General features: G+C 63.3%; 29 protein-coding genes. 16 read left to right on the top strand and 13 right to left on the bottom strand.

Annotated features, from left to right (window positions below; genetic code table 11):
* Positions 1-14 precede the first annotated feature (14 nt).
* The 8 genes from ACOOE1_RS11595 to ACOOE1_RS11560 all read right to left on the bottom strand — a co-directional run bounded on the left by ACOOE1_RS11595 (position 15) and on the right by ACOOE1_RS11560 (position 9,474).
* Positions 15-1,187, bottom strand: coding sequence for an EAL domain-containing response regulator (locus tag ACOOE1_RS11595; RefSeq protein WP_420402357.1), 1,173 nt, complete (start codon positions 1,185-1,187; stop codon positions 15-17).
* Positions 1,184-1,603: a response regulator gene (locus ACOOE1_RS11590; protein ID WP_420402356.1), complete on the bottom strand. Its 420-nt coding sequence runs from the start codon at positions 1,601-1,603 to the stop codon at positions 1,184-1,186. The genes ACOOE1_RS11595 and ACOOE1_RS11590 overlap by 4 nt, the downstream gene beginning before the upstream one ends.
* Positions 1,604-1,613: 10 nt before the next feature.
* The gene (locus ACOOE1_RS11585) at positions 1,614-3,227 is read right to left on the bottom strand and encodes a GAF domain-containing protein (RefSeq protein ID WP_420402355.1); all 1,614 of its coding nucleotides are present in this window, start codon (positions 3,225-3,227) and stop codon (positions 1,614-1,616) included.
* A gap of 25 nt (positions 3,228-3,252) precedes the next feature.
* Positions 3,253-5,253, bottom strand: coding sequence for a response regulator (locus tag ACOOE1_RS11580; protein ID WP_420402354.1), 2,001 nt, complete (start codon positions 5,251-5,253; stop codon positions 3,253-3,255).
* A gap of 10 nt (positions 5,254-5,263) precedes the next feature.
* Positions 5,264-5,716: a response regulator gene (locus tag ACOOE1_RS11575; protein ID WP_420402353.1), complete on the bottom strand. Its 453-nt coding sequence runs from the start codon at positions 5,714-5,716 to the stop codon at positions 5,264-5,266.
* Positions 5,716-6,915 carry a sensor histidine kinase gene (locus tag ACOOE1_RS11570; protein ID WP_420402352.1) on the bottom strand — a complete coding sequence of 400 codons (1,200 nt, stop codon included), beginning with the start codon at positions 6,913-6,915 and terminating at the stop codon, positions 5,716-5,718. The genes ACOOE1_RS11575 and ACOOE1_RS11570 overlap by 1 nt, the downstream gene beginning before the upstream one ends.
* On the bottom strand, positions 6,912-8,528 hold the full coding sequence (locus tag ACOOE1_RS11565) for a sensor histidine kinase (protein WP_420402351.1): 1,617 nt from the start codon (positions 8,526-8,528) through the stop codon (positions 6,912-6,914). The genes ACOOE1_RS11570 and ACOOE1_RS11565 overlap by 4 nt, the downstream gene beginning before the upstream one ends.
* A 247-nt stretch (positions 8,529-8,775) precedes the next feature.
* Positions 8,776-9,474, bottom strand: coding sequence for a response regulator transcription factor (locus tag ACOOE1_RS11560; protein WP_420402350.1), 699 nt, complete (start codon positions 9,472-9,474; stop codon positions 8,776-8,778).
* 156 nt (positions 9,475-9,630) lie between these two features.
* Between ACOOE1_RS11560 and ACOOE1_RS11555 the strand changes: the two genes are divergently transcribed.
* A complete protein-coding gene (locus ACOOE1_RS11555; RefSeq protein ID WP_420402349.1) occupies positions 9,631-9,786 on the top strand; it encodes a hypothetical protein in 156 nt (51 codons plus the stop codon).
* Between the two features lie 65 nt (positions 9,787-9,851).
* On the opposite strand, the gene ACOOE1_RS11550 is transcribed toward ACOOE1_RS11555, so the two are convergent.
* On the bottom strand, positions 9,852-10,694 hold the full coding sequence (locus ACOOE1_RS11550) for a MurR/RpiR family transcriptional regulator (protein WP_420402348.1): 843 nt from the start codon (positions 10,692-10,694) through the stop codon (positions 9,852-9,854).
* A 170-nt stretch (positions 10,695-10,864) separates the two neighbouring features.
* Here ACOOE1_RS11550 and ACOOE1_RS11545 point away from each other — a divergent pair, with 170 nt between their 5' ends.
* The 11 genes from ACOOE1_RS11545 to ACOOE1_RS11495 all read left to right on the top strand — a co-directional run bounded on the left by ACOOE1_RS11545 (position 10,865) and on the right by ACOOE1_RS11495 (position 20,344).
* On the top strand, positions 10,865-11,782 hold the full coding sequence (locus ACOOE1_RS11545) for an NAD(P)-dependent oxidoreductase (RefSeq protein WP_420402347.1): 918 nt from the start codon (positions 10,865-10,867) through the stop codon (positions 11,780-11,782).
* Positions 11,783-11,892: 110 nt separating this feature from the next.
* A complete protein-coding gene (locus ACOOE1_RS11540; protein WP_420402346.1) occupies positions 11,893-13,209 on the top strand; it encodes an ABC transporter substrate-binding protein in 1,317 nt (438 codons plus the stop codon).
* Positions 13,210-13,328: 119 nt separating this feature from the next.
* The gene (locus ACOOE1_RS11535) at positions 13,329-14,249 is read left to right on the top strand and encodes a branched-chain amino acid ABC transporter permease (RefSeq protein ID WP_420402345.1); all 921 of its coding nucleotides are present in this window, start codon (positions 13,329-13,331) and stop codon (positions 14,247-14,249) included.
* A 7-nt stretch (positions 14,250-14,256) separates the two neighbouring features.
* Positions 14,257-15,288 carry a branched-chain amino acid ABC transporter permease gene (locus ACOOE1_RS11530; protein WP_420402344.1) on the top strand — a complete coding sequence of 344 codons (1,032 nt, stop codon included), beginning with the start codon at positions 14,257-14,259 and terminating at the stop codon, positions 15,286-15,288.
* A 3-nt stretch (positions 15,289-15,291) separates the two neighbouring features.
* Positions 15,292-16,035 (top strand): ABC transporter ATP-binding protein, encoded by a 744-nt coding sequence (locus tag ACOOE1_RS11525; protein ID WP_420402343.1) that lies wholly within the window; start codon positions 15,292-15,294, stop codon positions 16,033-16,035.
* 9 nt (positions 16,036-16,044) lie between these two features.
* The gene (locus ACOOE1_RS11520; RefSeq protein WP_420402342.1) at positions 16,045-16,740 is read left to right on the top strand and encodes an ABC transporter ATP-binding protein; all 696 of its coding nucleotides are present in this window, start codon (positions 16,045-16,047) and stop codon (positions 16,738-16,740) included.
* Between the two features lie 2 nt (positions 16,741-16,742).
* On the top strand, positions 16,743-17,357 hold the full coding sequence (locus ACOOE1_RS11515) for an ATP-binding cassette domain-containing protein (protein WP_420402341.1): 615 nt from the start codon (positions 16,743-16,745) through the stop codon (positions 17,355-17,357).
* Positions 17,358-17,367: 10 nt separating this feature from the next.
* Complete coding sequence (locus tag ACOOE1_RS11510; protein ID WP_420402340.1) at positions 17,368-17,670, top strand: cupin domain-containing protein; 303 nt, start codon at positions 17,368-17,370, stop codon at positions 17,668-17,670.
* A gap of 17 nt (positions 17,671-17,687) precedes the next feature.
* The gene (locus ACOOE1_RS11505; protein WP_420402339.1) at positions 17,688-18,515 is read left to right on the top strand and encodes an SDR family NAD(P)-dependent oxidoreductase; all 828 of its coding nucleotides are present in this window, start codon (positions 17,688-17,690) and stop codon (positions 18,513-18,515) included.
* A complete protein-coding gene (locus ACOOE1_RS11500) occupies positions 18,512-19,297 on the top strand; it encodes an SDR family oxidoreductase (protein ID WP_420402338.1) in 786 nt (261 codons plus the stop codon). The genes ACOOE1_RS11505 and ACOOE1_RS11500 overlap by 4 nt, the downstream gene beginning before the upstream one ends.
* 36 nt (positions 19,298-19,333) lie before the next feature.
* Complete coding sequence (locus ACOOE1_RS11495) at positions 19,334-20,344, top strand: aminopeptidase (protein WP_420402337.1); 1,011 nt, start codon at positions 19,334-19,336, stop codon at positions 20,342-20,344.
* Between the two features lie 184 nt (positions 20,345-20,528).
* On the opposite strand, the gene ACOOE1_RS11490 is transcribed toward ACOOE1_RS11495, so the two are convergent.
* The 4 genes from ACOOE1_RS11490 to ACOOE1_RS11475 all read right to left on the bottom strand — a co-directional run bounded on the left by ACOOE1_RS11490 (position 20,529) and on the right by ACOOE1_RS11475 (position 23,000).
* A complete protein-coding gene (locus tag ACOOE1_RS11490; RefSeq protein WP_420402336.1) occupies positions 20,529-21,635 on the bottom strand; it encodes a YeeE/YedE family protein in 1,107 nt (368 codons plus the stop codon).
* Between the two features lie 80 nt (positions 21,636-21,715).
* The gene (locus ACOOE1_RS11485) at positions 21,716-22,063 is read right to left on the bottom strand and encodes an ArsR/SmtB family transcription factor (protein ID WP_420402335.1); all 348 of its coding nucleotides are present in this window, start codon (positions 22,061-22,063) and stop codon (positions 21,716-21,718) included.
* A gap of 23 nt (positions 22,064-22,086) precedes the next feature.
* Positions 22,087-22,602 (bottom strand): GlcG/HbpS family heme-binding protein, encoded by a 516-nt coding sequence (locus ACOOE1_RS11480; protein WP_420402334.1) that lies wholly within the window; start codon positions 22,600-22,602, stop codon positions 22,087-22,089.
* Positions 22,599-23,000 carry a transcriptional regulator gene (locus ACOOE1_RS11475; protein ID WP_420402333.1) on the bottom strand — a complete coding sequence of 134 codons (402 nt, stop codon included), beginning with the start codon at positions 22,998-23,000 and terminating at the stop codon, positions 22,599-22,601. The genes ACOOE1_RS11480 and ACOOE1_RS11475 overlap by 4 nt, the downstream gene beginning before the upstream one ends.
* 117 nt (positions 23,001-23,117) lie before the next feature.
* On the opposite strand from ACOOE1_RS11475, the gene ACOOE1_RS11470 reads away from it, so the two are divergent.
* The 4 genes from ACOOE1_RS11470 (at position 23,118) to soxY (ending at position 25,534) form a co-directional block, all read left to right on the top strand.
* A complete protein-coding gene (locus ACOOE1_RS11470; protein WP_420402332.1) occupies positions 23,118-23,852 on the top strand; it encodes a cytochrome c biogenesis CcdA family protein in 735 nt (244 codons plus the stop codon).
* A gap of 12 nt (positions 23,853-23,864) precedes the next feature.
* Positions 23,865-24,431: a thioredoxin family protein gene (locus ACOOE1_RS11465; protein ID WP_420402331.1), complete on the top strand. Its 567-nt coding sequence runs from the start codon at positions 23,865-23,867 to the stop codon at positions 24,429-24,431.
* Between the two features lie 162 nt (positions 24,432-24,593).
* On the top strand, positions 24,594-25,052 hold the full coding sequence (soxX, locus tag ACOOE1_RS11460) for a sulfur oxidation c-type cytochrome SoxX (protein ID WP_420402330.1): 459 nt from the start codon (positions 24,594-24,596) through the stop codon (positions 25,050-25,052).
* Positions 25,053-25,111: 59 nt separating this feature from the next.
* Positions 25,112-25,534, top strand: a complete 423-nt coding sequence (gene soxY, locus ACOOE1_RS11455; RefSeq protein WP_420402329.1) for a thiosulfate oxidation carrier protein SoxY — start codon at positions 25,112-25,114, stop codon at positions 25,532-25,534.
* Positions 25,535-25,541: the final 7 nt, after the last annotated feature.

Here is a 25,541-nt window from a genome sequence, read left to right as displayed (position 1 = left end):
CGGTGCAACGCAATTCATGCCGCGCAAGACACGTATTCCTTGTGCCAGTTGGTGGCGTCATTCACCGGCATTGGATGCGCGATGAAATAGCCCTGGACCTCGCGGCAGCCGAAATCCTCGAGCAGTTCGTACTCCTCCCGCGACTCGACGCCCTCGGCCACGCAGGAGATGCCGAGCCGGTCGGCAAGTTCGATCATGGAGCGGACGATGGACCTCGCATCACTGTCATCGGTGATCTGGGAAATGAACCGCCGGTCGATCTTCAGTTCCGTGAAGGGAATGGTGCGCAGCTGCTCGAAGGTGGAGTGCCCGGTCCCGAAATCGTCGACAGACAGGCTGATCCCCTTCATCCGGATCCGGGCCAGCACATCGAGCGACTTCTGCAGGTCGCTGATCACGCTGGTCTCGGTAACCTCGATGACGATCGCGTCGGGCTCGACCGATTCCGCGCGCAGCAGGGCCTGGACCCGTTCCGGCAGGCCCAGATCGCGAAAGGACGGAGCCTCGAAGTTCACCGCGACCGGAATGTTCAGACCTTCGCTCTTCCACGCCTTGTAGGCATCGACTGCGAGGCGCAGCATCCGCATCGAGAGGGCATCGATCAACTCGATGCTTTCGATCGCGGGAAGGAACCGTCCCGGAGGAAGAATACCCTTTTCGGGGTGGTTCCAGCGCACCAGGGCTTCGGCTCCCTTGATACGGCGACTTGCCATGTCGATCTTGGGCTGGAAATAGGCGCGCAGCTGGTCGCTCTCGAGCGCGGTCCAAATATCCGCTTCGCGGAATTCGCATGCCTGCGCCGGCCGCGACTCGCCGGCAACCTTGGCGGCGTTGCCGATCGCGAGTTCCAATTCGTCGAGCGAGACGGGCTTGCACATCAGTCCGCAAACCTTGAGTCCGTGCGCCCTGGCGAGGGTGGCCGCCGACTGGAGGACGCGGGTGTCAATGCCGCTGATCAGGATCAGCCCGCCCTTGAAGTCCTGCTTCGCGAGCCGGCGAATGACCTCGATGCCGTCGAATTCCGGCATGTTGAGGTCGAGCGTGATGATATCTGCATCGACGCATTCGAAGCGCGAAAGCGCCCGGCGACCGCTCAGGGCAACCGAGTCGAGGCCAAGCCCGTTGGCCGCATCAATGATGAAGTCGGAATAGTCCTGATCGTCCTCGATCACGATGATCTTCGTCATGCCCCGATCCTCTGCTCTTCTTTCGTTTCTTTCGCTTCATTCGTGCCGTTGCGCAGGAGCGCCTCGATCGTCTCGACCCTTGCGGGTTTCGTCACGGATCCGAGCATGGACAAGCCGTTGCCGTCGCCGAGGACCTCGGCAACCTGGATCATCGTTTCGTCATAACCGGTGGTCAGGATGACCTGTGTCTTGAGGCCCCGGCGGCCCATGGCCATCACGACTTCCATGCCGTCCATGTCCGGCATCACGAGGTCGAGCAAGATGATGTCTGGTTCGAATACCGGAGCCATTTCCAGGCAGTGCTTGCCGCTGGTGACCGACAGGGTCCGGAAGCCGAGAGACTCCGCGATTTCGGAAACGATCTCCGCGAAATCGGGTTCGTCGTCGACAATGAGAAGGCGTTTTTCGTTCGACATGACATGTTCCTCAGAAGAGAGATCGGATGACGGTCGCAAGATCGCTGGTTCCTGCCGTATCTGGCGCAGCGCCGCAGCGCTGGAACTCATTGGCGAGAGACTCGAAGCCCGTTGCGCTTTCCGGGTAGACGAATATGAAGCGCAGCGCCGAAAAGCTCGGGAGCAGCTCACCCACGAGATGGAGGCCGCTGGTCCGATGGGGGAGGCGCGGGGCGACAAGCAGCAGGTCCACATGCTGTTCGTCGAGATGGGTCCGCACGGCCTCGGCATCCGCCGCCTCCAGCACGTTAATCCCCAGACTCTCCAAAAGGATTACAAGTCGCTGCCGTCGCCGGGAGTCCGCTTCCGCGACGATCGCGGAGAGGCTCGAGAGCGGCCGCGGTTCCTCGCGCATCAGGTATTCCGGCACGTCCGCACGCGGAAGATAGAGATCGATGGCAAAGCCGGACTCGCCGGTACCGCCGAAATCGACATGGCCGCCGCATTCGCCGGCAAAGGCGACGAGATGGGCGAATGCCAGAGAGAGTCCTTCAGCCTCGTCCTGCAAGAGGCGCTCCGGCGGAACTGAAGCGGATTCCTGCGCCCCGGCGTTGCTTGAAGCCCGGATCCGGGTGAAAAAGTCCACCGGTTTCGCCGGGTGATCGCCTTCACCGAACGGCAGCTTGTCGGCCGCGATCCGTTCTTGCGCCAGTTCGACCTTGCCGCGCGGTTTCGCATGGGCCCCGGCCAGGGAGACCATGGTGCAAAGACCTTTGACGAGTTCGTCTTCCCGCGCAGAGACGTGACTGGACTGTTCTGCGGCATGGATCAGCAGCGGAATGCTGGCCGGGAGGCGCGCGGAGAGCCGCGGACGGGCGTTTCTCAGCACCGAACGGAGTTCGAGCGGCGGCAAGTCCGAGCGGTATCCCCGGGCCAGACGGTCGAGATCGGTTGCAAGCCGCATCGACCGGCCGCATTGCCGCCGGATGGTGTTGATCCGGCCGAGACTGGTGGCGTCGGAACCGGCCGTGCGCTCGAGGAAGTCGAGGTTTCCGAGGGCAATGGAGGTGGCGTTCGAAAGTTCGTCGACGAAACCGGCCGTCACCTCCCCAAGGGCAGCGATGAAACGGGCGTGATTCTTCTCCGGACCGAAATCGTATCGTCCCGCCAGACGGTTTTCCAGGCGCGCGTTGACGATGAAGCTGAGGGCCTTGAGAAGCCTGCGCTCGTAGTCGGAGAATTCCCTCGGTACCCGGTCGATCACGCACAGGGTGCCGAGCCGGGCGGCGTTCCGGGACAGAAGGGGTGCCCCCGCGTAGAAGCGAATGGACGGATCTCCGGTGACGAGCGGGTTGTCTCGGAACCGTTCGTCCGCCTGCGCATCGGGGACGACCATGACCTCGTCCCCCTTGATCGCGTGGGTGCAGAAGGCATGCTTGCGATCCGTCTCACGGGTTTCCAGACCGTAATGCGCCTTGAACCATTGCCGTGTCTCGTCGACCAGAGAGACCAGGGCGATCGGCGCATTGAAGAGATGTGCCGCAAGCTGGACGACGAGGTCGAATTCCTCCTCGTGCGGCGTGTCGAGGACCCGCAATCGGCGGAGTTCCTCGTTGCGGAACAGTTCGGTTGCTGCGATCGACATCAATCGCCCTTTCGCTGAAATAAAGTCATGTGGCGGCCACTGTGGGGCGCGCCGGAGGTGTCCCCGGTGCGGCGACCGTGTCTTCCGGCTGCAGGAGCGCGGTGACGCGCCGGGCCAGCTCGGTGCCGGTATAGGGTTTGGGCAGAAGGTTCCGGACGAGGTCCTGCGGCAGGGAGGTCGCCGGCCTCTTGCTGGTATGTCCGGAGGTCAGCAGGAGCCGCGTCCGGGGCCAGCGTTTGAGGATCTCGCCCGCCAGGTCGTAGCCGGATTTTCCACCGGGCATGATGACGTCGGAGAAGACGAGATCGATCGACGGCTCGCTCTCGAGCAGCTCGAGCGCCGTCCGGACATCCGGCGCCTTCAGGGTCCGGAAGCCGAGTTCGGTGAGGATTTCGGAGGCCAGGTCCGCGAGTTCGGGCTCGTCGTCGACGACCAGCACGGTGCGGCCCGATGGCTCGATGGTGTCCATCTCCGGTTCCGCGACGGAGTTTCCGGCGCTTGCGGTTGCCCCTTCCGCCGCAGGCAGGATGATCTGCACGCGGGTGCCCTCGCCCGGCTGCGAGTCGATCGCGAGGTGGCCGCCCGACCGGCGGGCAAAGCCATACACCATGGAAAGGCCGAGGCCGGTTCCCTTGTTCTTCTCCTTGGTCGAGAAGAAGGGGTCCATCGCACGCTCGCGCACGAAGGCCGACATGCCGGTTCCCGTGTCGGCGACGGAAATGCAGACATAGTCTCTGGGAGCGAGGTGCCGGTACGGACCGGTCGAACCGTCGGAAACCGAGAGCCGCGAGGTCTCCACCGTCAGGCTTCCGCCGTCCGGCATCGCGTCGCGGGCGTTGACGACGAGATTGATCAGGGCGTCTTCGAGATCGCCCGGATCGATCTCGACGGAATCGATCTCCTCGCACAGCTGCATCCGGAATGCGACCTGGGAGGTCAGGGATTTCTCGAGCATCTCCTGGATGTTGAGCAGAAGGTCGTTGACCTCGACCGCCACTGTTTCCGGATCCGACCGCTTGGAGAAGGCGAGCAGGCGCTTCACCAGACGGGCGCCGCGCTCCGCCGCGTGCTGAACGGTATCGATCCGCTTCATAACTCTCGGCTCATCCGGCAGGGTGCGTTTGAGCAGCCCGAGATGGCCGATGATGATGCCGAGGAGATTGTTGAAATCGTGGGCCACGCCGCCGGAGAAGTGACCGAGCGCCTCCATGCGCTGTGCCCGTTCGAGCACCCGCTGGGATTCCAGCTGTTCGGTGATGTCCTGTACCGTGCCGACCAGCCGCGTGACGCGGCCGTCGTCCCCGGCCATGGGCTGGATCTTGTTGAGAACCCGGCGCGTCGTTCCGTCCTTCAGGGTGATGTCATAGGTCATCTGTCCCTTGATGTTCTCGTCGATCACCCGCTGGCGGATTTCCATGTAGGTCTGCCAGGCGTCCGGGGCGACATAGCTCGCCATCGCTTCCGGCCCGGGCTCGATCTCGCCCGGTCCGGCGCCGAATATCCGGTAGACACCGGGGGACCATTGAGCGCGTTTGTCTTCGAGGTCGTATTCCCAGCAGCCGAAATTGGCGATCTCCTCCGCCGCTTCCAGAAGCGCGCGTTTCTGGCGGAGTTCGATATCGGATCTTTCCTTGGCCCGCCTCAGCCTGGTCAACTCGATCGCATTGCCAACGGCGCGCTTCATCGAGTTCGGCGTGACATTCGGTTTGCGGATGAAGCTGTAGGCGCCGCGGGCGATCGCGTCGAAGGAATGCACGTCCTTGTCCGACCCGGTCATCATGATGACGGGGGTGTGGCGTGCATCGAGCGCGGGTCTGATCCGGTCGAGGATGTCGTACCCGCTTTCGCCGGGAAGGCGGTAATCCAGCAGAACGCAGTCATAGAGGTCCTCGCCGACGGCGGCTTCCGCCTGGTCGCCGCTCGTGGCTTCCACGATCTGGACCTCGAGGCCGGCACGGGTGATGGCGCGCCGGACCGCCTGGCGGTCGACCGCGTCGTCGTCGATGATGAGGACCTTGGACGTCATCGCATCTCTCCTAGGGCAGTTCGACCACGCGCCAGTAGCGGTCCAGCATGGTCACGGCGTCGAGGAAGCCTTCCGCCGCGCGGCTCTTCACGATGTAGCCGGCGACATGCTTGCGGTAGGCGGCGAGGCGGTCCTCGTCCGAGTCCGAGGTCGTCAGGACGAATACGACATGCATGCCGAGGTCCGGGTCTGCCCTGAGCGCTTCGAGGAAGGCCTCGCCGCCGAGCCGCGGCATGTTCCAGTCGAGCAGGATGATGCAGGGGCCGGTCAGCCGCGCATGGCCGTTGTTGCCGCGCAGGATGTCCAGCGCTTCCGCGCCGTCATGCGCCTCGACATAGGGGTTCGCCACCTTGGCCTTGCGCAGGCTCCGGATGAAAGCCATGCGGTCGATCGAATCGTCGTCGACGATCAGGATGGTGACTTCTTTCTGAAGAGTATTCTGCTCCATGACCATACCGTCCATCACGCTGCCTCCTTCCGCTGCATGGATGCGGGCCAGGTAAAACGGACTGTCAGACCTGGTTCGTCGGTCCCGCTTTCAAGGGAAATCGTTCCACCGAGGTTCTCGATGGTCTTCTTGACCGCGGCGAGCCCGATCCCCGTGCCTTCGACCTCGTCTCTGGGCGCCAGGGTCTGGAACATCTCGAACACGCGTTCATGGTGTTCCTTGTCGATACCGGGGCCGTCGTCGCTGACGGTGAACTCGATGACCGGGCCGTTCGGGCGCGCTGCCACGGTGATGACTCCGCGATCCCCGTTGTGATGCTTGATCGCGTTCGAGAACAGATTGGTGAGGACCAGGCGCAGCGGTGCGACAGCGGTTTCGAACGCCGGAAGATCTCCCTCGATCCTGAGGGCGAACCGGTTCCCGGCGTCGACCAGGTCGAACGTCTCCCTGACGAAGTTCTCGCATTCGATGGCCCGGATTTCAGTCTCGGAGCGACCGATGCGCGAATAGGCCAGCAGGTCGTCGAGCATGCTGTTCATCCGCGCGACGCGGCCGCGCAGCAGGGTCATGTTTTTGCGAGTCTCTCCGTCGAGCCGGTCCTCGAGGTCCTCCTCGATCCATTGCGACAGGTTGTCGATCGCCCGGAGCGGCGCCTTCAGGTCGTGGGAGGCGATATAGGCAAAGGAGTCGAGTGCCTCGTTCGATCGCGAGAGATCGGCTTCGGATTTTTCGAGGGCATCGGCTTTCTCCTGTATCTGGCCGAGCGCCCCCGAGAGGGCTCCGGTTTGTTTCCGCAGGGCCTCGTTGGCCGTGCGCAGCATTTCGGAGCTGGGGATCGCGAGGATCCGGGAGAGCAGGGGCCACGCGACGATGGCCGTGGCAATCGAGACGATGGCGGTGACGAGTTTCAGGACGCCCTGCACACCGTAGCTCGGCACCCACAAGGTCCAAATGTTGAACAGGTGCGTTATGCCGCACATCAGGATGAACGCGGCGAACATCCCGATCAGCCAGTTGAATTGCAGGTCGTCCCGGCGGCGGATCAGGACGTAGAGGAAGACCGGGAGACTGAAATAGGCCAGCGCAATGGTCGCGTCGGAGAAGACATGCGCGAAGACGAGCTTCTCATCCCACAAGAGGCAGTAGCCGTGCGGCATGAAACCGTTGTCGTAGAGAAAGTCGTAAATTGCGTTCATCGTCGATCCTTCGCTCATGCCGCGTTTTGGCTGTCGTTGGCGGCCGCTGCGACGTGGCGCGGCTCCGACCAGACTTCGGTCCGTGGGGCGAGGTCAGCCGGCCGGGAGGGCCAACGAAACCAGACGGTGGTTCCTCTCGCGGAAGTCCCTTCCGTCTCTGCAATCCCGATGGCGCCACCGGCGCCCTCGACAATCTTCCGGGCAATGGCGAGGCCGACACCGGCGCCTTCGCGGACATCCTTCGCCTGCAGGGTCCTGTAGGCCTCGAAGGCGGCCGCGCGATCGTTCGCGGCGATTCCCGGGCCGTCGTCGCTGATGCGGAACTCGTGCCCGTCCTGAAATTGCCGGACATCCACATGGATCGTTCCGCCGCCTCTATCGTGGTGCTTGATCGCATTCTCGAGGATGCGGCGCACGACGACATCGAAGCCGCCCTTGCGGCTCCAGATGGCGGGCAGCCGCGCGGCGAGCGACAGCGTGAACCCGCCATCCCGGTGGAGGGCGGCGAAAGTGTCCCGGATGATTCTCGCGCTATCGATGACGTCGGGCGACGAATCCGGCATGCCGGCCTCCGCGTAGTCCCGGAAGCCGATCACCAGGTCCTCCAGGCGCCGCGCCTGCTTGCGGATCAGGGTGAGGTTCCGGCGCGCGGAGTCCGGCAGGTCCTCGCCGCTGTCTTCCTCGATCCAGTCGGCGAGGTTGAGAATGCCGCGCAGCGGCTCGCGCAGGTCGTGATAGGTCAGCCGCACGTGACGTTGCAGGTCGTCGGAAAGCGCGGCGTTCTGCTCGGCTCTCGTACGCTCCAGCAGGAAAACGCGGTAGGTGCTCAGAAGCAGTCCGGCAAGTATTGCGGCGTAGCTTGCCACGGTCAGCAGCAGCGCCAGGTCGAAACTGGCATCGAACAGCTCGTCAGAGAAGGCCATGAAGAGGAAATGCGCGAACACCCCGCAAACGAGCGAAACCGCAAACCAGGTCTCGAAGGGGTCGTCGAAGGGTGACGGCCGGAGCAGCACGAGGACGAGCGCAATCAGCAAGGTGCTGCCGGGGATGATTTCCTGTGGCCGGCTGATGGCAAGCACCTCGAACTGGCCGGACGGGAGCGGCACGGTGAGGAAGACGACCGCACAAGAGACGAAGAATGCAGCGGCACCAAGCACGACGAGCGACTCGTTGATGACGATTTGGCGCCGCGAGAGCGAGCTGCTCCAGCGTTCGAACAGCAGCGCGGCCAGGATCAGGGTCGCGAAATAGAAGCGGGAGGTCGTCCAGCTCCAGGGCGCGAGTTCCTGCAGGTCGGATATCCTGTGAACCTCGAAGACATTCGACGTGATCAGTGCATGGCCGCCGTCGATCAGCCCGGCGCCGATCAGGGCGGCCCCGAAGAAGAGAAAGCGCATGCTGGGGCGGGTGCGATGGCGCATGATCGCGAGCACCCCGGCAATGAGCGCGAGCAGGGCTCCCAATGAGGCCATGAGGGTATGAAGCTCGGAGCTGCTCCGCCAGTCCTTGCCGGAATGTGTGAGGGCAAAGAGCAGGGTCAGGGCGATCACCGCGATCGCGACCAGCGGGCCGCGGCGGAGGGACGCCGTCTGCCGGAAGGACGATATGCTGTGCTGCGTGCTCTTGTTCATGCATCCCGGCGGTCGCCCCGGCGCCGCCCCCTCATAAACCGAACTCCGGATCCGCGTCGGATGGCGGAGTTCTTTCTGATCTGGATCAGATGCTAGAGGGGGCAGGTCAACCGGCGATCAACGCGATGCGAACGGCTTGTAAACATATGGTCGTATGCCTGCGCCGGTAGCGAGACCGTCGTTCGGGTGTCCCGAGCAGAGGGCAAGAGGGGGGAGCGTCGGGGAAAGGAAGACGCGAGGAAGGAGGCTATTCGGCGGCCAGGCGGTATCCGAGATTCGTAACCGTCCGGATCATCTTGGGCTTCCTCGGATCCGCTTCGATCTTTTTCCGGATGCGTCCGATCAGGACATCGACCACCCGGCTGCTCGGGGGTTCCTGCCCGCGATTGATCGCATCGAGCAGGAAGTCCCGGCTCAGCGCGCGCCCTTTCGCGTTGGCGAGCGCGAGCAGGAGGTCAAACTCGGAGCCGGTCAGTTCGACCGGCCCGCCGCCTTCTGCCCAGACCTCGCGGGTTCCGGTGTTGATCCGCAGGCTGCCGATGCTCAGCAGCGAGGAGTCCGCCAGAGATCTGCCGTCGCCGTTATGATAACTGCGTTTCAACAGGTTCTTGATCCGGACCAGCAGCTCCTCGGGCGCGAACGGCTTGGTGATGTAGTCGTCGACCCCGGATTCGAGGGCGGCGAGGCGGTCATCCAGTTTCTCCCGGCCGGAGACGACGATGATCGGCAAGTCCGTCATCGCTCTGACCTGCCGGGCGAGAACGATCCCGTCCTCATCCGGGAGCGTAAGATCGAGCAGGATCAGATCGGGGGCATCGCTGCCACGTAGATGCGTGTGCATCTCGGCGCCTGTGCCGGCAACCGAGATCCGGTACCCGTTCTGACGGAGGATCTCAGACATCAATGCCGCGACGATCTGTTCGTCCTCAACCAGCAGGATATGCATTTTGCCTCTACCGGAGCGAGTTTCGCGCACCTTCCGCATTGCCGAACGGTCATGGTTCAACCGTCGGTACGTTATGGATAATAGCGCGCCAAACCCGGATTGTGAACGGATTGTAAACAAGATCTGTGTCGAAACCGGGCGGCGACGGCGCTCGCAATGATTCTTGCTCTTCTTGTCATCATCCGGCCCCGCTCGATCTTCGGACCGGACGGAAAAGGTGTCCTCGCGTCGATCGAGCGCGATCGGGAGGTGAAACTCCGGGAGGCGGCCATGGCGCCTGGATATGAGCTCAGAGCCGGGTCCATGCCCTGAAGAGGGCTGTCATGCCGGTTCGGCAGCACGACGGCTGCGCCGGGACCGGGTAGCAGGAACGGAGGCTATTTCAAATTGTCCCTGTAATAGCCGAGCGCAACGATCAGGCTCTGGACCAGCGTGATCGCGCCGGCGATCGGCCGGAAGCGATGGATTTCCGCGTCGTCCACGGTGAAATAGAGGGATCCGTGCCGGGCGAGGGGACTGGTGTCGGTGTCCGTGATGGTGAGTGTCGGAATTCCGCGGATGTGGGCATCGCGCACGACCTCGACGACCGCAGGGGCATATTCGGCAAAGGACACCGCAACCAGCAGATCGTTCGGGCGCAGGGTCGCCACCTGCTGTGGCACCATGCCACCGACCGAGTCGAGAAGGTTGCAGCGGTATTCGAGCCGGGTCAGTCCGTAGGCGATATATGCCGCGATCGGGAAGGCGCGACGTTGGCCGATGACATAGATCGAGTCGGCGCCGTGCAGCATCTCGATCGCCTTGCGGAGAGTCCCCTCGGGTACCGAATCCCGCAACCGGTCCAGACAAAGCTCCGACGCTTCGGTGAAGGCGTCCAGGATCGCCTTGGGATCGTCGCCCGCGAGGGTCTCCAGCTTTTCCCTGTGCTGGTAGATCTGTTCGCGCGAGACCGGCGCACCCTCGATCAGCCGGAGCTTGAACACCTTCTGCATGTTCGAGAAGCCGGAATAACCGAACTCCTTGGCAAAGCGCACCAGGGTTGAAGGCTGCACGCCGATCCGCTCTGACAACACGGCGATGGTTTCCAGAGCAAAACCGTTCGGGTCCTCGAGCGCGCGGCCGGCGATTTTCTGCAAATGCGGACTCAGGTCATCGTAGCGCGACTGGATCGAGTGTCTCAGCCGGTCGAATGATTCCGGAGCGACGTCTGTCTCTGCCAATCCAAATCCCTTCTAAAGCTCTGAATTTTTTCATATCGCGTCCGGCAGACGGCATCAATAGAAATGAAAATTCATTCAAATGGAAAGAAATTGAAAATTCATTCTTGACTCGGGATTGAAAAATTCATGCAATCAAATTGATCGAAGAAAAATTCCTTTCATGGGGCGTCATGGAAAATCTCGACAAAAAGATCGGTTTTGTCGGTCTTGGCCTGATGGGCCGGGGGATGTCCGAAAATCTGCTGCGGGCGGGCCACTCCCTCACGGTTCTGGGGCATCTCAAACGGGAAAACGTCGAGGCACTCGTGGCGCTCGGGGCCCGTGAAACGGAAAGCGCGAAAAGCCTCGCGACGAACGCGGACGCCGTCATCCTTTGCGTGACCGGAACGCCGCAGGTGGAAGAGGTCGTGCTGGGCTCGGACGGAATTCTCGCGGGCGCCCGGCCCGGACTGATGGTGATCGATTGCTCGACGAGCGAGCCGGCCTCCACCGTGAAGATTGCCGCGCGCCTGAAAGAAAAGGGTGCGGTTCTGGTCGATGCGCCTCTGGCCCGGACACCCAGGGAGGCGGCCGAGGGCAGGCTGAATACGATGGTCGGCGCGTCGGACGAGGATTTCGCCCGAGCAAAGCCCGTTCTCTCGAGCTTCTGCGAGAACATCTTTCACATGGGCCCGGTCGGCGCCGGCCACAAAGCCAAGCTGCTGAACAACTACATCACGATGGGGCAGGCGGCGATGATCGCCGAGGCAATGCACGGTTGCCGTACCCTCGATGTGCCGATGCGGCGCTTCTTCGAGCTGGTATCGGCCGGCGGCGGGAACAGCGGCATTTTCCAGATGGTCGCGGGATCCATCCTTTCCGGCGATATGGACGGGCTGAACTTCGCCATCCGGAACGCCGCCAAGGACCTCACCTATCACAGCCGGATGCGGGAAGACGCCGGGCTCGACGCCGGCATCGGCGGAGCGGTTTCGGCGCGCTTTGTCGAGGCGCTCGACAACGGTCTTGGCGACCGGACGGTCGGCCATCTCTTCGCATTCGAGGATACCAGGCCGTCATCCGGCCGGAAGAAAACGGGCGCGCCTTAGGGAAAGGACACGACGGGCATCGATCCCGGCCGGATCTCGAGGCCATGCACCGCAATGCGTCCAGAACGGACGCGCATAACAAACAAAGGGACAAACGGGAGGTACAACACATGACCAGGAAGAAAGAGATATCAGGGAACGCCTCAAGCCTGCTCACGCGCCGGACTTTTCTCGGCGCTGCGGCTGCAGTCGGCGCAGGATCCGCCTTCATGGGGCCGTGGAAACACAACCGGGTCTTTGCCGCGGCGTCAGACAAGCCGATCAGGATCGGCCTCACCCACGATGCCAGCGGACAGTTCGCCAACTCCGGACAGGCCGAGAAGCGCGGCACGATCATGGCGATCGAGGAGGCCAACGAGGCGGGCGGTGTGCTCGGCCGCAAGGTCGAGTACGTCTGGATGGACACGGAGACCAATCCGCAGACCGGTACCCGCGTCGCCGAGCGCATGATCACGCGCGAGAACGTGCATTTCCTCGCCGGTGCAATTCAGTCCGGCACCGCCAATGCGATCAGCCAGGTGGCGCAGAAATACGGCTGCGTCTACTTCAACACCAATTCGAGCTCGCCGACGGAATCCGGCAAGAACTGTCACCGGGTGAAATTCGTCTGGGACGGCAACGGCGAGAATTTCAGCCGCGCCGCCGCGAACAACGCGATCAAGGCCTTCGGCAAGAAATGGCTGCTGGTCTACAACGATTATGTCTGGGGCCAGAACACCAACGAGGCGACCAAGAAGGTCGCGACCGGCTACGGCGCGGAGATCCTCGACGAGATCGCGGTCCCGGTCGGAACGCGCGACTGGTCGAGCATCCTGCTGAAGATCCAGCAGGCGAAGCCGGATGTCGTGGCCGCCGCAGTCGGCGGGGACGATTTCAAGGTCATGCGCCAACAGGTCCGGGACATGGGGCTCGACGGCAAGCCGGCCTGGATCAACAACCAGCAGGACTGGCCTGATATCTACGGTCTCGGCGCGGATGCCGCGTTCGGCGTCTTCGGAACGACCTGGTATCACTATCTCGACCTGCCCGGCGTCTCCGACTTCGTGAAGCGTTACCAGGCACGCCACGAGACGACGCGGATCAACGTTCCGGGCAATGTCACCTACAACGGCTATATCGCGATGCGTGAGCTGCTCAGGGTGGTCGGGGAAGTCGGGTCGACCGACAATATCAAGATCATCAAGGCGCTCGAGGGCCGCAAGATGAGCGCGGCAGACCGCATGCAACACCACGATGCGGTGATCGATCCGACCTCGCACCAGGTGCAACAGACGATCTATCTCGCGGAGGGCAACAAGAACCCGCGGGACGACACGGACTACTTCAAGATCCTGAGCAATTCGGATCCGGAGTCCATCCGCGCCGACGCCAATGCGACCTGCGGGCTCGAATCCTACGCGGACACACCGAACTACGATCAGGGGTAAGCCCCCTCCTCGATGGGCTGACTGCTCCCTGGCCTGCGGGCGCGGCGGCTTCGCCGCCGCCGTGTCCCGCAGCTTTTTCCGATCTCGCAATGCCGGCAAATGCCGGTGCCGGACATCGCATGTACGATCTGATACCGCATCTCATCAACGGTCTCGCGCTCGGGCTTCTCTTTGCACTGCTCGGGCTCGGCTTCATGCTCATCATCGGCGTGATGGAGGTGATCAATCTCGCGCACGGCTCGCTCTTCGCGCTCGGAGCCTATCTGGCGCTCGCGCTGATGGCGCCGGACGGCGGCTTGCCTTTCGCCTTCATGGAGCCCTACTACGCCCTGCCGGCCGTCGCCCGGTACGTGATCGCGCTCATTGTCGGCCCGGCGCTCGTGGGGGTCGTCGGCATGGGGCTCGAACTCTGCCTGCGCCGGACCTACGGAACGGATCCGCTCTACGGTCTGCTTCTCACTTTCGGCGCCGCGCTGGTGCTGGAGGAGACGATCCGGGAAATCTGGGGGTCGACCGAATACTACCTGCCGGTTCCGAAGGCGATCTCCGGCGGCTTCATCTTCGGCGACCTGATCTATTCGAATTACAGGATCTACGCGGCGCTGTTCGCCGCGGCGATGATCGGCGTGCTCTGGCTTTTCCTCAATCGCACGCCCTATGGCGCGGTTATCAAGGCCGGCGCCCATGACAGCGAGATGGTTCGGGCGCTCGGCTACAACCTGAAGCGCCTCCGGCTCTTCGTCTTCGCCTTCGGCGCGGCCCTCGCCGCCATCGCCGGGATCATCATGGCGCCAATCTGGGGTATCCGTCCGGTTGTCGGCGTCGACGCGGTCATTCCGGCGTTTGTCGTCATTGTGCTGGGCGGGGTCGGAAGCTTCTGGGGAGCGGTGACCGCCGGCACCCTGGTCGGCCTGGTGGTCGGTCTGACCGCCGCCTTCCTGACCGACTGGTCGATGTTGTCCATGTATCTGCTGTTGCTTGCAGTCGTCACGTTCCGCGCCCGCGGTCTGGCCGGCAAAGCCAGTGTTCTCGAAGCGTGAGGTGGGAATGGATTACGAACGCAAACTGACGACAGCCTGGATCACGCCGCAGATGATGGTGGCATTTGCGCTCTTCGGAACCATGCCGTTCTGGATCGAGGGCGTCGGGCTCTACCAGTATCTCGGGGTCGAGGTGATGATCTGGATGATCTTCGCTCTCGGGTTCAACCTGCTGCTCGGCTATACCGGCCTGCCGTCCTTCGGCCATGGTGCCTTCCTCGGGATCGGCGCCTATACCTTCGGGCTCGCCCAGTTCAATGTCTGGCCCAATCTCTGGTTCTGCCTGCTCGCCGCGGTCGTGGTCACGGGGCTGATCGGCGGGATATCGGCGCTCTTCCTGTCGCACCGGCGCGGGATCTATTTCGCGCTCATGACCATCGCCGTCAGCCAGATCTTCTTCTTCATCGCCGGCAAATGGACCGATGTCACGGGTGGCGAGGACGGCTTGCTCAACATTGCCCGGCTGCCGGTCGAACTGGGCGTCGTGTCGTTCTCGATCAAGGACAATGTGGCGCTCTACTATCTCGCTTTCGCGCTGTTCGTCGGCACCGTGATCCTGCTCTGGCGCCTGACCAATTCACCCTATGGCCGGATCCTCAGGGCGATTAAGCAGAACGAGATGCGCGTGCGCTTCATCGGCTACGACGTGAGGTTCTTCAAGTGGACCGTCTTCACCCTGTCCTGCGCCGTGACCGGGCTCGCGGGCGGCCTCTTCGCGATGGCCCAGGAGGGCGCCTACATCAACATCATGAGCCTGCAATGGTCGGGCATCATCGTGCTGATGACGCTGATCGGCGGCGGTTTCGTCAGCTTCTGGGGACCGGTTTTCGGAGTCGTCCTTTATTTCGTCGCCCGCGACGTGCTCGGTGCCTACACGGAAACCTGGCTGCTGTGGTTCGGCCTGATGTTCGTCCTGCTGGTCATGTTCAAGCCGGAGGGGATCGCCGGAATCTGGCGGGATCTGGTCGCGCGGCGGCGCGCCGACAAGCGAGACGGCGAGGCGGTTTCGAGCCTGGCGCAGCCGGAAGCGGGGAGGTAGGCCATGGCCCTGTTCGAAGCCAGAAACCTGCACAAGCGGTTCGGCGATCAGGTCGTGCTGGAGGAAATCAATCTCAGCTTCGAGGCCGGGTCCCTCTCCGGGATCATGGGCCCGAACGGTGCCGGCAAGACGACCTGCTTCAACGTCCTGACCGGGCGCTACAAGCCGGATCGCGGCCAGGTGACGTTTGACGGGCGGGACATCACGGGGCTCACGCCGGAGAAGATTGTCCAGGGCGGGATCGCCCGGTCGTTCCAGATCATGAGCCTGTTCGACGAGTACAGCACCATCGACAACATCAAGGTCGCGCTCCCGGAAATCCGTGGCCGGCGCTTCGACATCCTGCATGCCTTCGACGGCGCTTCGGAAGCGGAGGCGCGGGCCGAGGCCGTCCTGGCCAGTGTCGGCCTTCAGGGCAAGGAGCATGTTCCGGCGGCGGCGCTTTCCTATGGCGAGCGGCGGGCGCTCGAGATCGGCGTGGCCCTGGCCGCGGATCCCGTGATCCTCTTCCTCGACGAACCGACCTCGGGCCTCGGCACGGAGGCGACGGCCCGTCTCGCCGATCTCGTCCGCAGCCTGCACGACCGCTACACCATCGTCGTCATCGAACATGACATGCGCTTCCTCTTCGGGCTTGCGGACCGGATATCCGTGATCCACTGGGGACAGGTGATCGCCGAGGGCACGCCGGAGGAACTGCAGGAGAACAAATGGGTCCAGCGCTCCGCGCTCGGCACCCTGAACTAGGAGCGCACGATGCTGGCGATCCAGGATATCGAGACTTACTACGGCGAGACCCAGGCCCTGTTCGGTGCCTCGATCGAGGTCGGCGAGGGCGAGGTGGTGGCGCTGCTCGGGCCGAACGGCGCGGGCAAGACCACGACCCTGCGCTCCATCCTCGGCCTGACGCCGGTCAGGCACGGCAACATCACCTTCGACGGCGAGGACATCACGCGTCTGCAGACCCACCAGATCGCCCGGAAGGGCATTGGCTGGGTGCCGGACGACCGGCGGGTCTTTCCGACGCTGACGGTGTCGCGAAACCTTTCCATCGCCCGCAAACGGACGCGGTTCCGCGCGTGGTCGCTCGACGAATGCTTCGGCATCTTCTCCGCCCTCGAGCACCTTATGGGACGGGAATGCGAGAACCTTTCCGGCGGCGAGATGCAGATGGTCGCGATCTCGCGTGCGCTGATCGGGGCGCCCGGACTGGTCCTCTTCGACGAGCCGTCGCAGGGACTGGCGCCGAAGATCGTGCAGGACGTGATGAAGACGATCGGCCGGCTGAAATCCGAGGGGATTTCCGTTCTTGTCGTCGAGCAGAATGCGCTCAGCGTCCTCGGCGTCGCCGACCGGGTCTATGTGATGGACCACGGCCGCATCGTTCATGAAGGTCCGGCTGGGCAACTGCGCGAGAACGCGGCGCTGCGCGGCGAGCTCTTGGGGATATGAGCATGAGTGCACCGCTGCTGAAGGTCGACGCGCTGAAAAAGGTCTACCGCAAGGGAATGTTCGACCGCTCGGAGACCTTCCGTCTCGAGGCCGACTTCGAAATCGCCGAACCGAAGGTCGTCGGTCTCATGGGGCCGAACGGGTCGGGGAAAACGACGCTCTTCGAACTCATCACCGGCTCCAACCAGCCCAGCGCGGGCGAGGTGCGCTGTCTCGGGCGCAACATCCACGATGTGCGGTACGACGAGCGCGACCGGCTCGCCATCCACTATCACCAGTCCTATCAGGTCCGGCATTTCCGGCGGGTCAAGCCGAGCTTCATGATGCAGCCGGCGGGCGGCGACTATCCGGTCGTCCACCTCTTCGACGAGCCGCAATTCAATACCCAGGACGGCTATATCGGCTTCATGCTGGAATTCTTCCGCAAGCTGCGGCGGGAGGACCGGCTGGTGTTCCTCTGTGTGCATCCGAACGAGCGGTTCCATCTCGAGATCCTCGAGGAGATCTGCGAGCAGTTCATCTTTGTGCAGAAAGGCCGCCTGACCCATTCCGGCAGTTTCGAGGAACTGACCGGGATCGCGTCGGTCAGGGCCTATCTCGGTGACCTGCTGCAATAGGAGGGGAACAATGGAGCTTTTCCAGAAAGGCTACTACGGCGCGCCGGTCGACGAGGCCGCGGTCCGCCGGCACTGGACGGAAGAGGGGTATTCCTTCGGTGTCTTCACCGATCCGCCGGGCCAGGAATGGAACGATTTCGTCCATGCGACGGACGAGTATGTCGCGGTTGCGCAAGGGCAGGTCCGTATCAGCGTCGGCGACCAGACCTTCGTCGCCGATCCGGGCGATCTGGTTTTCATTCCGCGTGGCGTCAATCATTCCCTGAAGACGCTCTCGGCCGCGGGATCCCGCTGGCTCTACGGGTACAACTGAGTGCGGAGGCGCCGGGCATGAACGAGGCCGTCGATATCGCGAGTCTGACGCCCAATGTCGATCTGGCTCGGCTCGGCTCGCTGTTCGACCTGAACGGCAAGTCCGCCTTGGTTCCGGGCGGTTACGGCGCCATCGGCGAGGCGGTCTGCTGGGCGCTTGCCATGCATGGTGCCCGTGTGGCGGTCGCGGGACCGAGAGAGGATAGGGCCGTCGCGCTTGCCGAGGCGATTTCCGGCTCCGGGCGCGATGCCTGCGGTTATCGGCTCGACGCGCGAAGGGTCCCGGACATCCGCGAGACCGTCGATGACGTTGCGAAGCGGTTCGGCGGCATCGATATCCTGGTCAATTGCGTCGGGATCCAGAGAGAGGAAACCATCCTCGATGTCACCGAGGAGACGTTCGACGACATGTACGAGACGAACCTCAAGTCGGCGATGTTTCTGGGGCAGGCGGTGGCCAGGCAACAGATCGCGCGGGGGCGGGGCGGGCGCCATGTCCACCTGCTTTCCGTCCGCTCGCAGCTCGCGCTGCGCGGGCGCGGCTACTCGGCCTATTGCAGCACGAAAGGCGGTCTTCTGATGCTCCTCAAACAGCATGCGATGGAGCTGGCGCCGCACGGCATCACCGTGAATGGCGTGGCGCCGACCTTCATCCAGTCGGACAGGATACGCCCCCATCTCGAAAAACCCGAGTTCCGCGAATTCATTCTGGAACGCAATCCGCTCGGCCGGATCGGCGACCCTGTCGAGGTTGCGGGGCCGGTCATCGCTCTGGTCGCGGATGCGGGAAGTTACATGACAGGACAGGTCGTCTATGTGGATGGCGGGGTAACGGCAAGCCAATGAGTATTCCAGACAATCGGGTGGCGGTGGTAACCGGCGCGAGCAAGGGGATCGGCTTCGCGGTCGCCCTCGAGCTCGCCCGTCAGGGAGCGGATACCTTCCTGGTGGCGCGCGATGACGACCGGCTGGCGGAAGCCGCCGCCCGGATCGAGCGGGAAACCGGAGGGCGTTCCGCGTTCGCCGCCGCAGATCTCTCGACCGCGTCGGGCTGTGCCGGGGTCGCGGACGCGGTGCTGGATGCGTTCGGGGGAGTCGACATCCTCGTCAACAATGCCGGCGCGACCCGGGCCGGGCGTTTCGCCGCCCAGCCGGACGCGGACTGGATCGAGGGATTTGCCCTCAAGTTCCATGGCGCAGTCCGCCTGACGCGGCTGCTGTGGCCGGAGCTGGTCAAGCGTTCCGGTAGCGTGGTGAATGTCGGCGGCGGTGCGGCGCGGACGCCCGCGCCCGGCTTCCTTGTCGGCGGGGCGGTCAACGCGGCGCTCGCGAATTTCACCAAGGGGCTGGCGGCGCTCGGGATCGAGGAACATGTCAATGTCAACATCGTTCATCCGGGGATGACCGTGACCGAGCGCATGGAAGATCTTCTGAAAGCCCAGGCGGCGGACGGCGGGACCGATCTCGAGACCGCGCGGGCGACGGCCATCGCCCGCGAGGGCGTCAGGCGGCTCGGGGAGCCGGAGGATGTCGCGGCACTGGTCGCCTTCCTCTGCTCTCCCGCAGCCCGTCACATTCAGGGAACCGCGATCGCCGTTGACGGTGGCGCGACGCGCGGCGTCTTCTAGAGAAAACAAGAACAGGACCGCACAGGGGGAAAGCGCATGTCTTGGCCGATCCAGCATTTTCACTACGTTCCGGGCTCTTCCAGCATCATCGAGATGATGCCGGGCGCGCTGAAGGCGATGACACAATGCGCCGCGGTGAAGCCGGGCGAGAACGTCGTCATCGCCTGCGACACCAACAAGCTGCGCCTCGCCGAGGTGCTTGCGGCGGCGGCCTATGCGGTCGGCGGCATTCCGACCGTCACCATGTTTCCGCCGACCGGCGCACACGGCGCACAGGTGCCGGACCCCGTGGTCGGCGCCTGCGCCCGGGCGGATGTCTATTTTCTGCCGACGAGCTGGTCGATGACCCACACAGATGCGCGCATCGCCGCCTCCGAGGCCGGCGCCCGCGGGGCGACGATGTGCGAGGTGACGGAGGATTGCCTCGCCGCCGGCGGCATTCTCGGTGACTTCGAGGCGGCGGACCGGTTGGGCCGTCAGATTGGCGCGGTGCTTGAGACCGCCGACACGATCCGCATGACCTCGTCCGGCGGCACGGATCTCACCGGCAAGGTCACCAAGCGGCCGATCCAGTACGAGACCGGCCTGTTCCGCAATCCGGGCGAATTCGGTGCCTTGCCGAACAGCGAGCTCAACATCTCGCCGATCGAGGGGACGACCGAGGGGGTGATCGTCGGCAATGTCCGGCTGATGGGCTTCGGCATCCTGCGCGAGGAGCCGATCACCATCGAGGTAAAGAACGGCGAGGTGACGAAGGCCTGGGGCGGGGCTGCTGCGGACTATCTGAACACGACGCTCGCCTCCTTCAACGACCGCTCGGCTTATAATCTCGCGGAGTTCGCCGTCGGCCTGAATCCGATGGCGCGGGCCTATGCGACCAATCTCGAAGATCTCGGCAAGCTCGGCTTCGGCCATCACGGTATTGGCAGCAATTACGCGATCGGCGGCAACGTGAAGGCGCCTTGCCATATTGACGTGATCTATACCGACGCCACCTTGGAACTCGACGGCAGGAAAGTTCTGGAGCGGGGCGTGTTTAGTGGGTGAGAGGTTCCAATCGAACCCGCCGCTGGAGCCGCGGCGCGTCGCGAAATGCGTTCCCCCTGGTCCGACGGACGTAGCCTGACAGGAACTGTGGTCGGTTTAAGGTTCGCCGGCTCTGCCAATGGCAGTCGCCGATCGCCATGACGATCGCTTTTGTGGACCGGTTTGACAGCGTTCTCGCGCGCGCTCAGTCCGGCCGCCGTCTTCTGTCGAACAGATGGGGAAGGGTAGCGAAGAAGGTCATTACCAGGTCCTGAGGCCGTCGTCCCTCGACCAGATAGCGCAAACCCAGCACGGCACCGAGACCGATCGAGAGCACCGTCACCGGCGCGCTCATGGCCAGGACCGAAAACGCGGAAAGGCCCTGTCCGACGGAGCAGCCGAGCGCGATCACGCCGCCAATCCCCATCAGGGCCGCGCCGAAGATCTGCCGTCTGAGTTCGCCCGGATCGTCACAGGCCTCCCAGCGGAACTGGTGGCGGAACCTGGCACCGAGCCAGGCGCCCGAAACGACGCCAAGAACGGATCCGACAGAGAAACCGCCAAGATCGCCGACCGCGCCCATCATCTGCAGCAGCATTTCGCCGAGGGGCATTGTGAAGCTGTGGGACTCGACCGGAATCGGGTCGAAGCCTGTCTGCGCCACATAGGTCGTTCCGAGCCACGCCGCGGCACAGGAAAGGCCTATCAGAACGGACCAGGTCACGGCGGAGCGATTCCGGATGAAATGCGGGTCGGTGAGTGCCGGCGCGATCAGGAGGACGGCGGCGGCGAGCGAGATATAAAGTGCAGGCACTCCTGTCAGATTCTCGAGCTTCGCTGCAATGGAGCTGTCTGCCAACTGGGTAATGTGGTCGCGCGGGAACAGGGTCGTCCGGAGTTCGGCGAGCGGACCGACAGCCGCCATGTAGGCGGCAATGCCGATCGTGAGGACAATCAGGACCGAACGGATGTCGCCGCCTCCGACACGGGCCAATGCACCGAAACCGCAGTTCCCGGCAAGTGCCATGCCGATACCGAACATCAGCCCGCCGCAGACGGACGCGGAGAGGCTGAATTCGAACCGCAGGTAGACCGTTCCCTCTACCGCAGCAAGTCCGTGGGCCGACAATAGCGCCGTGACCGCGACAGCGGTTCCGATTGCCATCGGCCACATCATGATCCGGTCGCGGTTGCCGCCATAGAGCGCATCCTCGATCGCGCCGAGCGTGCAGAAGCGCGGAATGCGGGAGGCAAGACCCAGCACGAGGCCGCTGGCGAAGCCAACAAGAGTCACCGCTAGCGTTTCAGTCATGCCGAACATAGCCGGAGTGTGAAGCAGGTCCGGGGGCGTGTCGACCCGGGCTTTTGTCGGCCGGTCCGTTTCTCACGGCCTCAAGTTGTCCGGGCGTCGTCCTTGCAGAACAGCTCGTAGAGCAACTCGAGGATCCGCACCGCGCGGTCGTCCTTCAAGCTGTAATAGATCGCCTTGCCCTCGCGCCGGTGGTGGACCAGACCTTCGAGCCGAAGCCGCGCAAGCTGCTGCGACACGGCGGCCTGGCGCGAAGAAAGCAGTTCCTCCAGTTCGGTGACCGACTTCTCGCCCGTCGCCAGTTGGCAGAGGATCAGGAGACGCCCCTCATGCGCCAGCGCCTTCATGAATTCCGTCGCACGGGTCGCGTTCTCGACCATCGTGTCGAACTCCGCGTCTGTGACGGTTTCGTCAAGAACGGGCAGGGGCATTTCCAACTCCAGACAAGGGCTTGCTAGAAATCTAGGAAGTCCTGAATTTTATCAATAGCTTTTTGTGCGCAATCGTGATCCAGATCGGCGCCCGGCGCGCCGGAGATTCCGATCCCGCCGATGATATTGCCCGCGGCCAGCACCGGGATGCCGCCGCCGAGCACAAGGGCGTTTGTGATGTCGGGCAGGCCGGCCATCACCGGGCTTTCCGCCACCAGTGTCCCGAGTTCGAGGGTCGCGGTCCGGAAGCTGACCGCCGTCCAGGCCTTGCGCGTCGCGGTATCGACCGTGTGGGCGCCGGCGAAGCGGTCCCTCAGAACCACCTGGGGCAGGCCGGAACGGTCGACCACGGTGACGGCGACCTGGTAACCGGCGGCACGGCAGATCTCGAGCGCGGACTTCGCGAGATCGAGTGCGACTTCCGGCTTCATCGAATCTGTGCCGAAGAGTGCGTCGGCATTCTGCGCCTTCGCCGTCCCGGGGGAGCCGAATGCCAAGAATCCGCCAAGCGCCGCGGCGGCGATCAGATTGAGTTTCATGAGCCGTTTCCTTCCTTTGTGTCCGGCCCGCGCGGGGTCCGGTTGAGCAATTGGGCGAGCAGGGGCCAGAAGAAATTCTCGCCCGGATAGCCTTCGATGCGGCCCGCCTCCCGGCCGTCGACCAGCAGGATGAAGGTGGGTGTGAAGTGGATCTGTCCGCGGATGGTCACGTCGTCGGGCCAGGCGGCGAAAAGGTCCTGACGGCGCAAAGGTGCGCGTTTGCCCTCGTCGGTCTTGTGATAGACCTCGCCGATCTCACGGTTCCAGGCGTCGCACCACTCGCACCCCTCCTGCTCGACCATCAGGAGTTGTGTTTCCGCCCGCACGCTGCCCGGCCAGCAGGTCGCGGCCAGCAAGCACGAGAAGACGATTGCCTTCAGCAATTTTCCGGCGAACATTCTCTTGCTTTGTATCGGCTGGGCATAGAACATAACAACAAATTCTAATGTGAGAATATGAGGGCCGCAAGGCCGCATGGGGAAACGTTCCTTGAAGTATACCGACATGAGCGCGAAATGGGATTCGATATAGGGGTTGGCGGCGCCTTCGCCGCCGGATTGGCTTCCTTTCTGACGCCCTGCATTCTTCCGATCGTCCCGTTCTACCTCTGCTACATGGCTGGGGTGTCCATGAACGAGATTTCCGACGCGGAAAGCGACGGCGCGGGGCGGCGCAAGGTCGTGCTCTCGGCGGTGCTGTTCTCGGCCGGCGTGATCACCGTCTTTGTTGGACTCGGGGCGAGCGCTTCGGCCTTCGGCCAGCAACTGCGCGAGTATTTCGATATCCTGCGCTTTGTCGCCGCGGTCGTGATCGGACTGATGGGATTGCATTTCCTCGGTCTTCTCAAGATCCCGCTACTCTATCGCCAGGCCCGCATGGACGTCGCGGCTCCGGTCGGGGTTATCGGCCCCTATCTTGTTGGGCTTGCCTTCGCATTCGGCTGGACGCCCTGCGTCGGTCCGGTCTTGGCGATGATCCTTTTCAGCGCCAGTGCGGCCGAAACCGTTGGCGACGGTGTGATTCTGCTGCTGGGCTACGGGCTCGGAATGACCCTGCCGTTTATTGTTGCCGCGGCGTTCTTCGGGCCGTTCATGACCTGGATGAAGTCGGTCCGGCGTTACCTCGGGGCGGTGGAGAAGGGGATCGGCGCGACGCTCCTGGTATTTGCGGTCCTGATCGGGACCAATACCGTCGGCGTTATCGCGCAATGGATGCTCGACACGTTCCCGGCCTTCGCGACCATCGGATAAGGAGCTGAAATCATGAGGCATCTGGTCTTTGGATTGTTCGTCGTACTCCTGCTTGGACAGACCGCGCTGGCGGAAGTCGGCGAGGACGGTCTGCACAAGAAGGAGTGGTTCGCGGTCACCTTCAAGGACGTCGCGGAGGATATCCGGGACGCGGAGAGTCAGGGCAAGCGGCTGGCGATGATTTTCGAGCAGCGCGGTTGCATCTACTGCCGGCAGCTGCACGAAGGCCCGCTTTCCAACCCGGACATCGCAGACTTCATAAAGTCGAATTACGTCGTCGTGCAGTACAACCTGTTCGGGGATGAAGAAGTCACCGACCTCGACGGCACCGCGCTGCCGGAGAAGGAAATGGCCAAGCGATGGGGAGTGGTTTTCACGCCGACCATCCTGTTCATGCCGGAACAGGTTCCCGAGGGGGACAATGCCGGCCGGGCGGCGGTGGCGGTCATGCCGGGCGCGTTCGGCAACGGAACCACGCTCGATATGTTCACCTGGGTGAGCGAAAAGGGGTACGAGAGCGACGAGCATTTCCAGAAATATCATGCGCGTCGTATCCAGGAACGGCAGAAGATACAGTGATAAGTGACCGGATACGGCCGGCGCGGGTCATATGATTGTATCGCAACAACAAATTCATATCTTTGAATTTGTTGTTGCGTTTGCGTCGGTTTTCCGGTCTTCTGAATCCAACGGTCAGCATCAGAGCTGTACCGGCAAAAGAAAGTGGGAGGAGATTCGGTGATGAGAATTGTTGTCACCACCGCGCTGGCGTTGCTGATCGGCATCTCGGGCGCCTATGCGGGAACCGTCACGCCCGGCGAGGTCAAGATCGTCGACGGGGTCATTTCGCAGCCCCTGACCGACAAGCCCGGCGACCCGGAAAAGGGCCGCCAGTGGTTCATGGGGCGCAAGCTCGGCAATTGCCTTGCCTGCCACGTCAATTCCGATCTCGCGGACCAGCCCTATCATGGCGAGGTCGGACCGCCGCTCGACGGTGTCGCAGGCCGCTGGTCGCCGGAGGAGCTTCGCGCAATCGTCGTGAACTCCAAGGAAGCTCTGTCGCCGGAAACCATCATGCCGTCATTCTATCGCGATAGCGGGTTCCATCGCGTTGCCAAGAAATTCCAGGGCAAGACGATCCTGACCGCCCAGCAGGTCGAGGATGTCGTCGCCTACCTGATGACGCTTAAAGACGAATAGGAACGGGCGGAGATGGAAATACGCCCGACCGAAGCACTTTCGAAACGGAGGATTAATCCATGCAGATGACAAGGCGTGATTTGTTCGCGCTGGCAGCCGGTCTGGCCGCCGTCGGCCTGATCCGTATGCCGGCCCACGCGACCGAAGAGGCGACGATGGCGGCGGTCAAGGAGTTCGCCGGTGGCATGCCGGAGAGCGGCGGTGTCGAGATCGGCGCACCGGAGATTGCCGAGAACGGAAATACGGTTCCGATCGAAGTCGCGGCCGACGGGGCGACCGAGATCATGATTCTGGCGGCGGGCAACCCGAACCCGGGCGTCGGAACCTTTCATTTCACCGAGATGAGCGCCGAGAGCCGCGCCTCTACGCGGATCCGTCTTGCGGGCACGCAGGAAATCGTGGCGGTCGCGAAAATGGCCGACGGCTCGACCAAAATGGCCCGGCGCGAAGTGAAGGTGACGATCGGCGGCTGCGGCGGCTGAGGCTCTG

Origin of the sequence: Nisaea sp. (assembly GCF_965216895.1) — a bacterium.
GTDB lineage: Bacteria > Pseudomonadota > Alphaproteobacteria > Thalassobaculales > Thalassobaculaceae > Nisaea.
The sequence above is the reverse complement of the archived record's forward strand: the minus strand, read 5'-3'. Positions and strand labels throughout refer to the sequence as shown.

What these genes read in the sequence shown, in the direction of transcription:
- ACOOE1_RS11595 (WP_420402357.1), bottom strand. Translation starts at nt 1,187, where the DNA reads ATGACGAAGATCATCGTGATCGAGGACGATCAGGACTATTCCGACTTC.
- ACOOE1_RS11590 (WP_420402356.1), bottom strand. Translation starts at nt 1,603, where the DNA reads ATGTCGAACGAAAAACGCCTTCTCATTGTCGACGACGAACCCGATTTC.
- ACOOE1_RS11585 (WP_420402355.1), bottom strand. Translation starts at nt 3,227, where the DNA reads ATGTCGATCGCAGCAACCGAACTGTTCCGCAACGAGGAACTCCGCCGA.
- ACOOE1_RS11580 (WP_420402354.1), bottom strand. Translation starts at nt 5,253, where the DNA reads ATGACGTCCAAGGTCCTCATCATCGACGACGACGCGGTCGACCGCCAG.
- ACOOE1_RS11575 (WP_420402353.1), bottom strand. Translation starts at nt 5,716, where the DNA reads ATGGACGGTATGGTCATGGAGCAGAATACTCTTCAGAAAGAAGTCACC.
- ACOOE1_RS11570 (WP_420402352.1), bottom strand. Translation starts at nt 6,915, where the DNA reads ATGAGCGAAGGATCGACGATGAACGCAATTTACGACTTTCTCTACGAC.
- ACOOE1_RS11565 (WP_420402351.1), bottom strand. Translation starts at nt 8,528, where the DNA reads ATGAACAAGAGCACGCAGCACAGCATATCGTCCTTCCGGCAGACGGCG.
- ACOOE1_RS11560 (WP_420402350.1), bottom strand. Translation starts at nt 9,474, where the DNA reads ATGCATATCCTGCTGGTTGAGGACGAACAGATCGTCGCGGCATTGATG.
- ACOOE1_RS11555 (WP_420402349.1), top strand. Translation starts at nt 9,631, where the DNA reads ATGATTCTTGCTCTTCTTGTCATCATCCGGCCCCGCTCGATCTTCGGA.
- ACOOE1_RS11545 (WP_420402347.1), top strand. Translation starts at nt 10,865, where the DNA reads ATGGAAAATCTCGACAAAAAGATCGGTTTTGTCGGTCTTGGCCTGATG.
- ACOOE1_RS11540 (WP_420402346.1), top strand. Translation starts at nt 11,893, where the DNA reads ATGACCAGGAAGAAAGAGATATCAGGGAACGCCTCAAGCCTGCTCACG.
- ACOOE1_RS11535 (WP_420402345.1), top strand. Translation starts at nt 13,329, where the DNA reads ATGTACGATCTGATACCGCATCTCATCAACGGTCTCGCGCTCGGGCTT.
- ACOOE1_RS11530 (WP_420402344.1), top strand. Translation starts at nt 14,257, where the DNA reads ATGGATTACGAACGCAAACTGACGACAGCCTGGATCACGCCGCAGATG.
- ACOOE1_RS11525 (WP_420402343.1), top strand. Translation starts at nt 15,292, where the DNA reads ATGGCCCTGTTCGAAGCCAGAAACCTGCACAAGCGGTTCGGCGATCAG.
- ACOOE1_RS11520 (WP_420402342.1), top strand. Translation starts at nt 16,045, where the DNA reads ATGCTGGCGATCCAGGATATCGAGACTTACTACGGCGAGACCCAGGCC.
- ACOOE1_RS11515 (WP_420402341.1), top strand. Translation starts at nt 16,743, where the DNA reads ATGAGTGCACCGCTGCTGAAGGTCGACGCGCTGAAAAAGGTCTACCGC.
- ACOOE1_RS11510 (WP_420402340.1), top strand. Translation starts at nt 17,368, where the DNA reads ATGGAGCTTTTCCAGAAAGGCTACTACGGCGCGCCGGTCGACGAGGCC.
- ACOOE1_RS11505 (WP_420402339.1), top strand. Translation starts at nt 17,688, where the DNA reads ATGAACGAGGCCGTCGATATCGCGAGTCTGACGCCCAATGTCGATCTG.
- ACOOE1_RS11500 (WP_420402338.1), top strand. Translation starts at nt 18,512, where the DNA reads ATGAGTATTCCAGACAATCGGGTGGCGGTGGTAACCGGCGCGAGCAAG.
- ACOOE1_RS11495 (WP_420402337.1), top strand. Translation starts at nt 19,334, where the DNA reads ATGTCTTGGCCGATCCAGCATTTTCACTACGTTCCGGGCTCTTCCAGC.
- ACOOE1_RS11490 (WP_420402336.1), bottom strand. Translation starts at nt 21,635, where the DNA reads ATGACTGAAACGCTAGCGGTGACTCTTGTTGGCTTCGCCAGCGGCCTC.
- ACOOE1_RS11485 (WP_420402335.1), bottom strand. Translation starts at nt 22,063, where the DNA reads ATGCCCCTGCCCGTTCTTGACGAAACCGTCACAGACGCGGAGTTCGAC.
- ACOOE1_RS11480 (WP_420402334.1), bottom strand. Translation starts at nt 22,602, where the DNA reads ATGAAACTCAATCTGATCGCCGCCGCGGCGCTTGGCGGATTCTTGGCA.
- ACOOE1_RS11475 (WP_420402333.1), bottom strand. Translation starts at nt 23,000, where the DNA reads ATGTTCGCCGGAAAATTGCTGAAGGCAATCGTCTTCTCGTGCTTGCTG.
- ACOOE1_RS11470 (WP_420402332.1), top strand. Translation starts at nt 23,118, where the DNA reads ATGGGATTCGATATAGGGGTTGGCGGCGCCTTCGCCGCCGGATTGGCT.
- ACOOE1_RS11465 (WP_420402331.1), top strand. Translation starts at nt 23,865, where the DNA reads ATGAGGCATCTGGTCTTTGGATTGTTCGTCGTACTCCTGCTTGGACAG.
- soxX (WP_420402330.1), top strand. Translation starts at nt 24,594, where the DNA reads ATGAGAATTGTTGTCACCACCGCGCTGGCGTTGCTGATCGGCATCTCG.
- soxY (WP_420402329.1), top strand. Translation starts at nt 25,112, where the DNA reads ATGCAGATGACAAGGCGTGATTTGTTCGCGCTGGCAGCCGGTCTGGCC.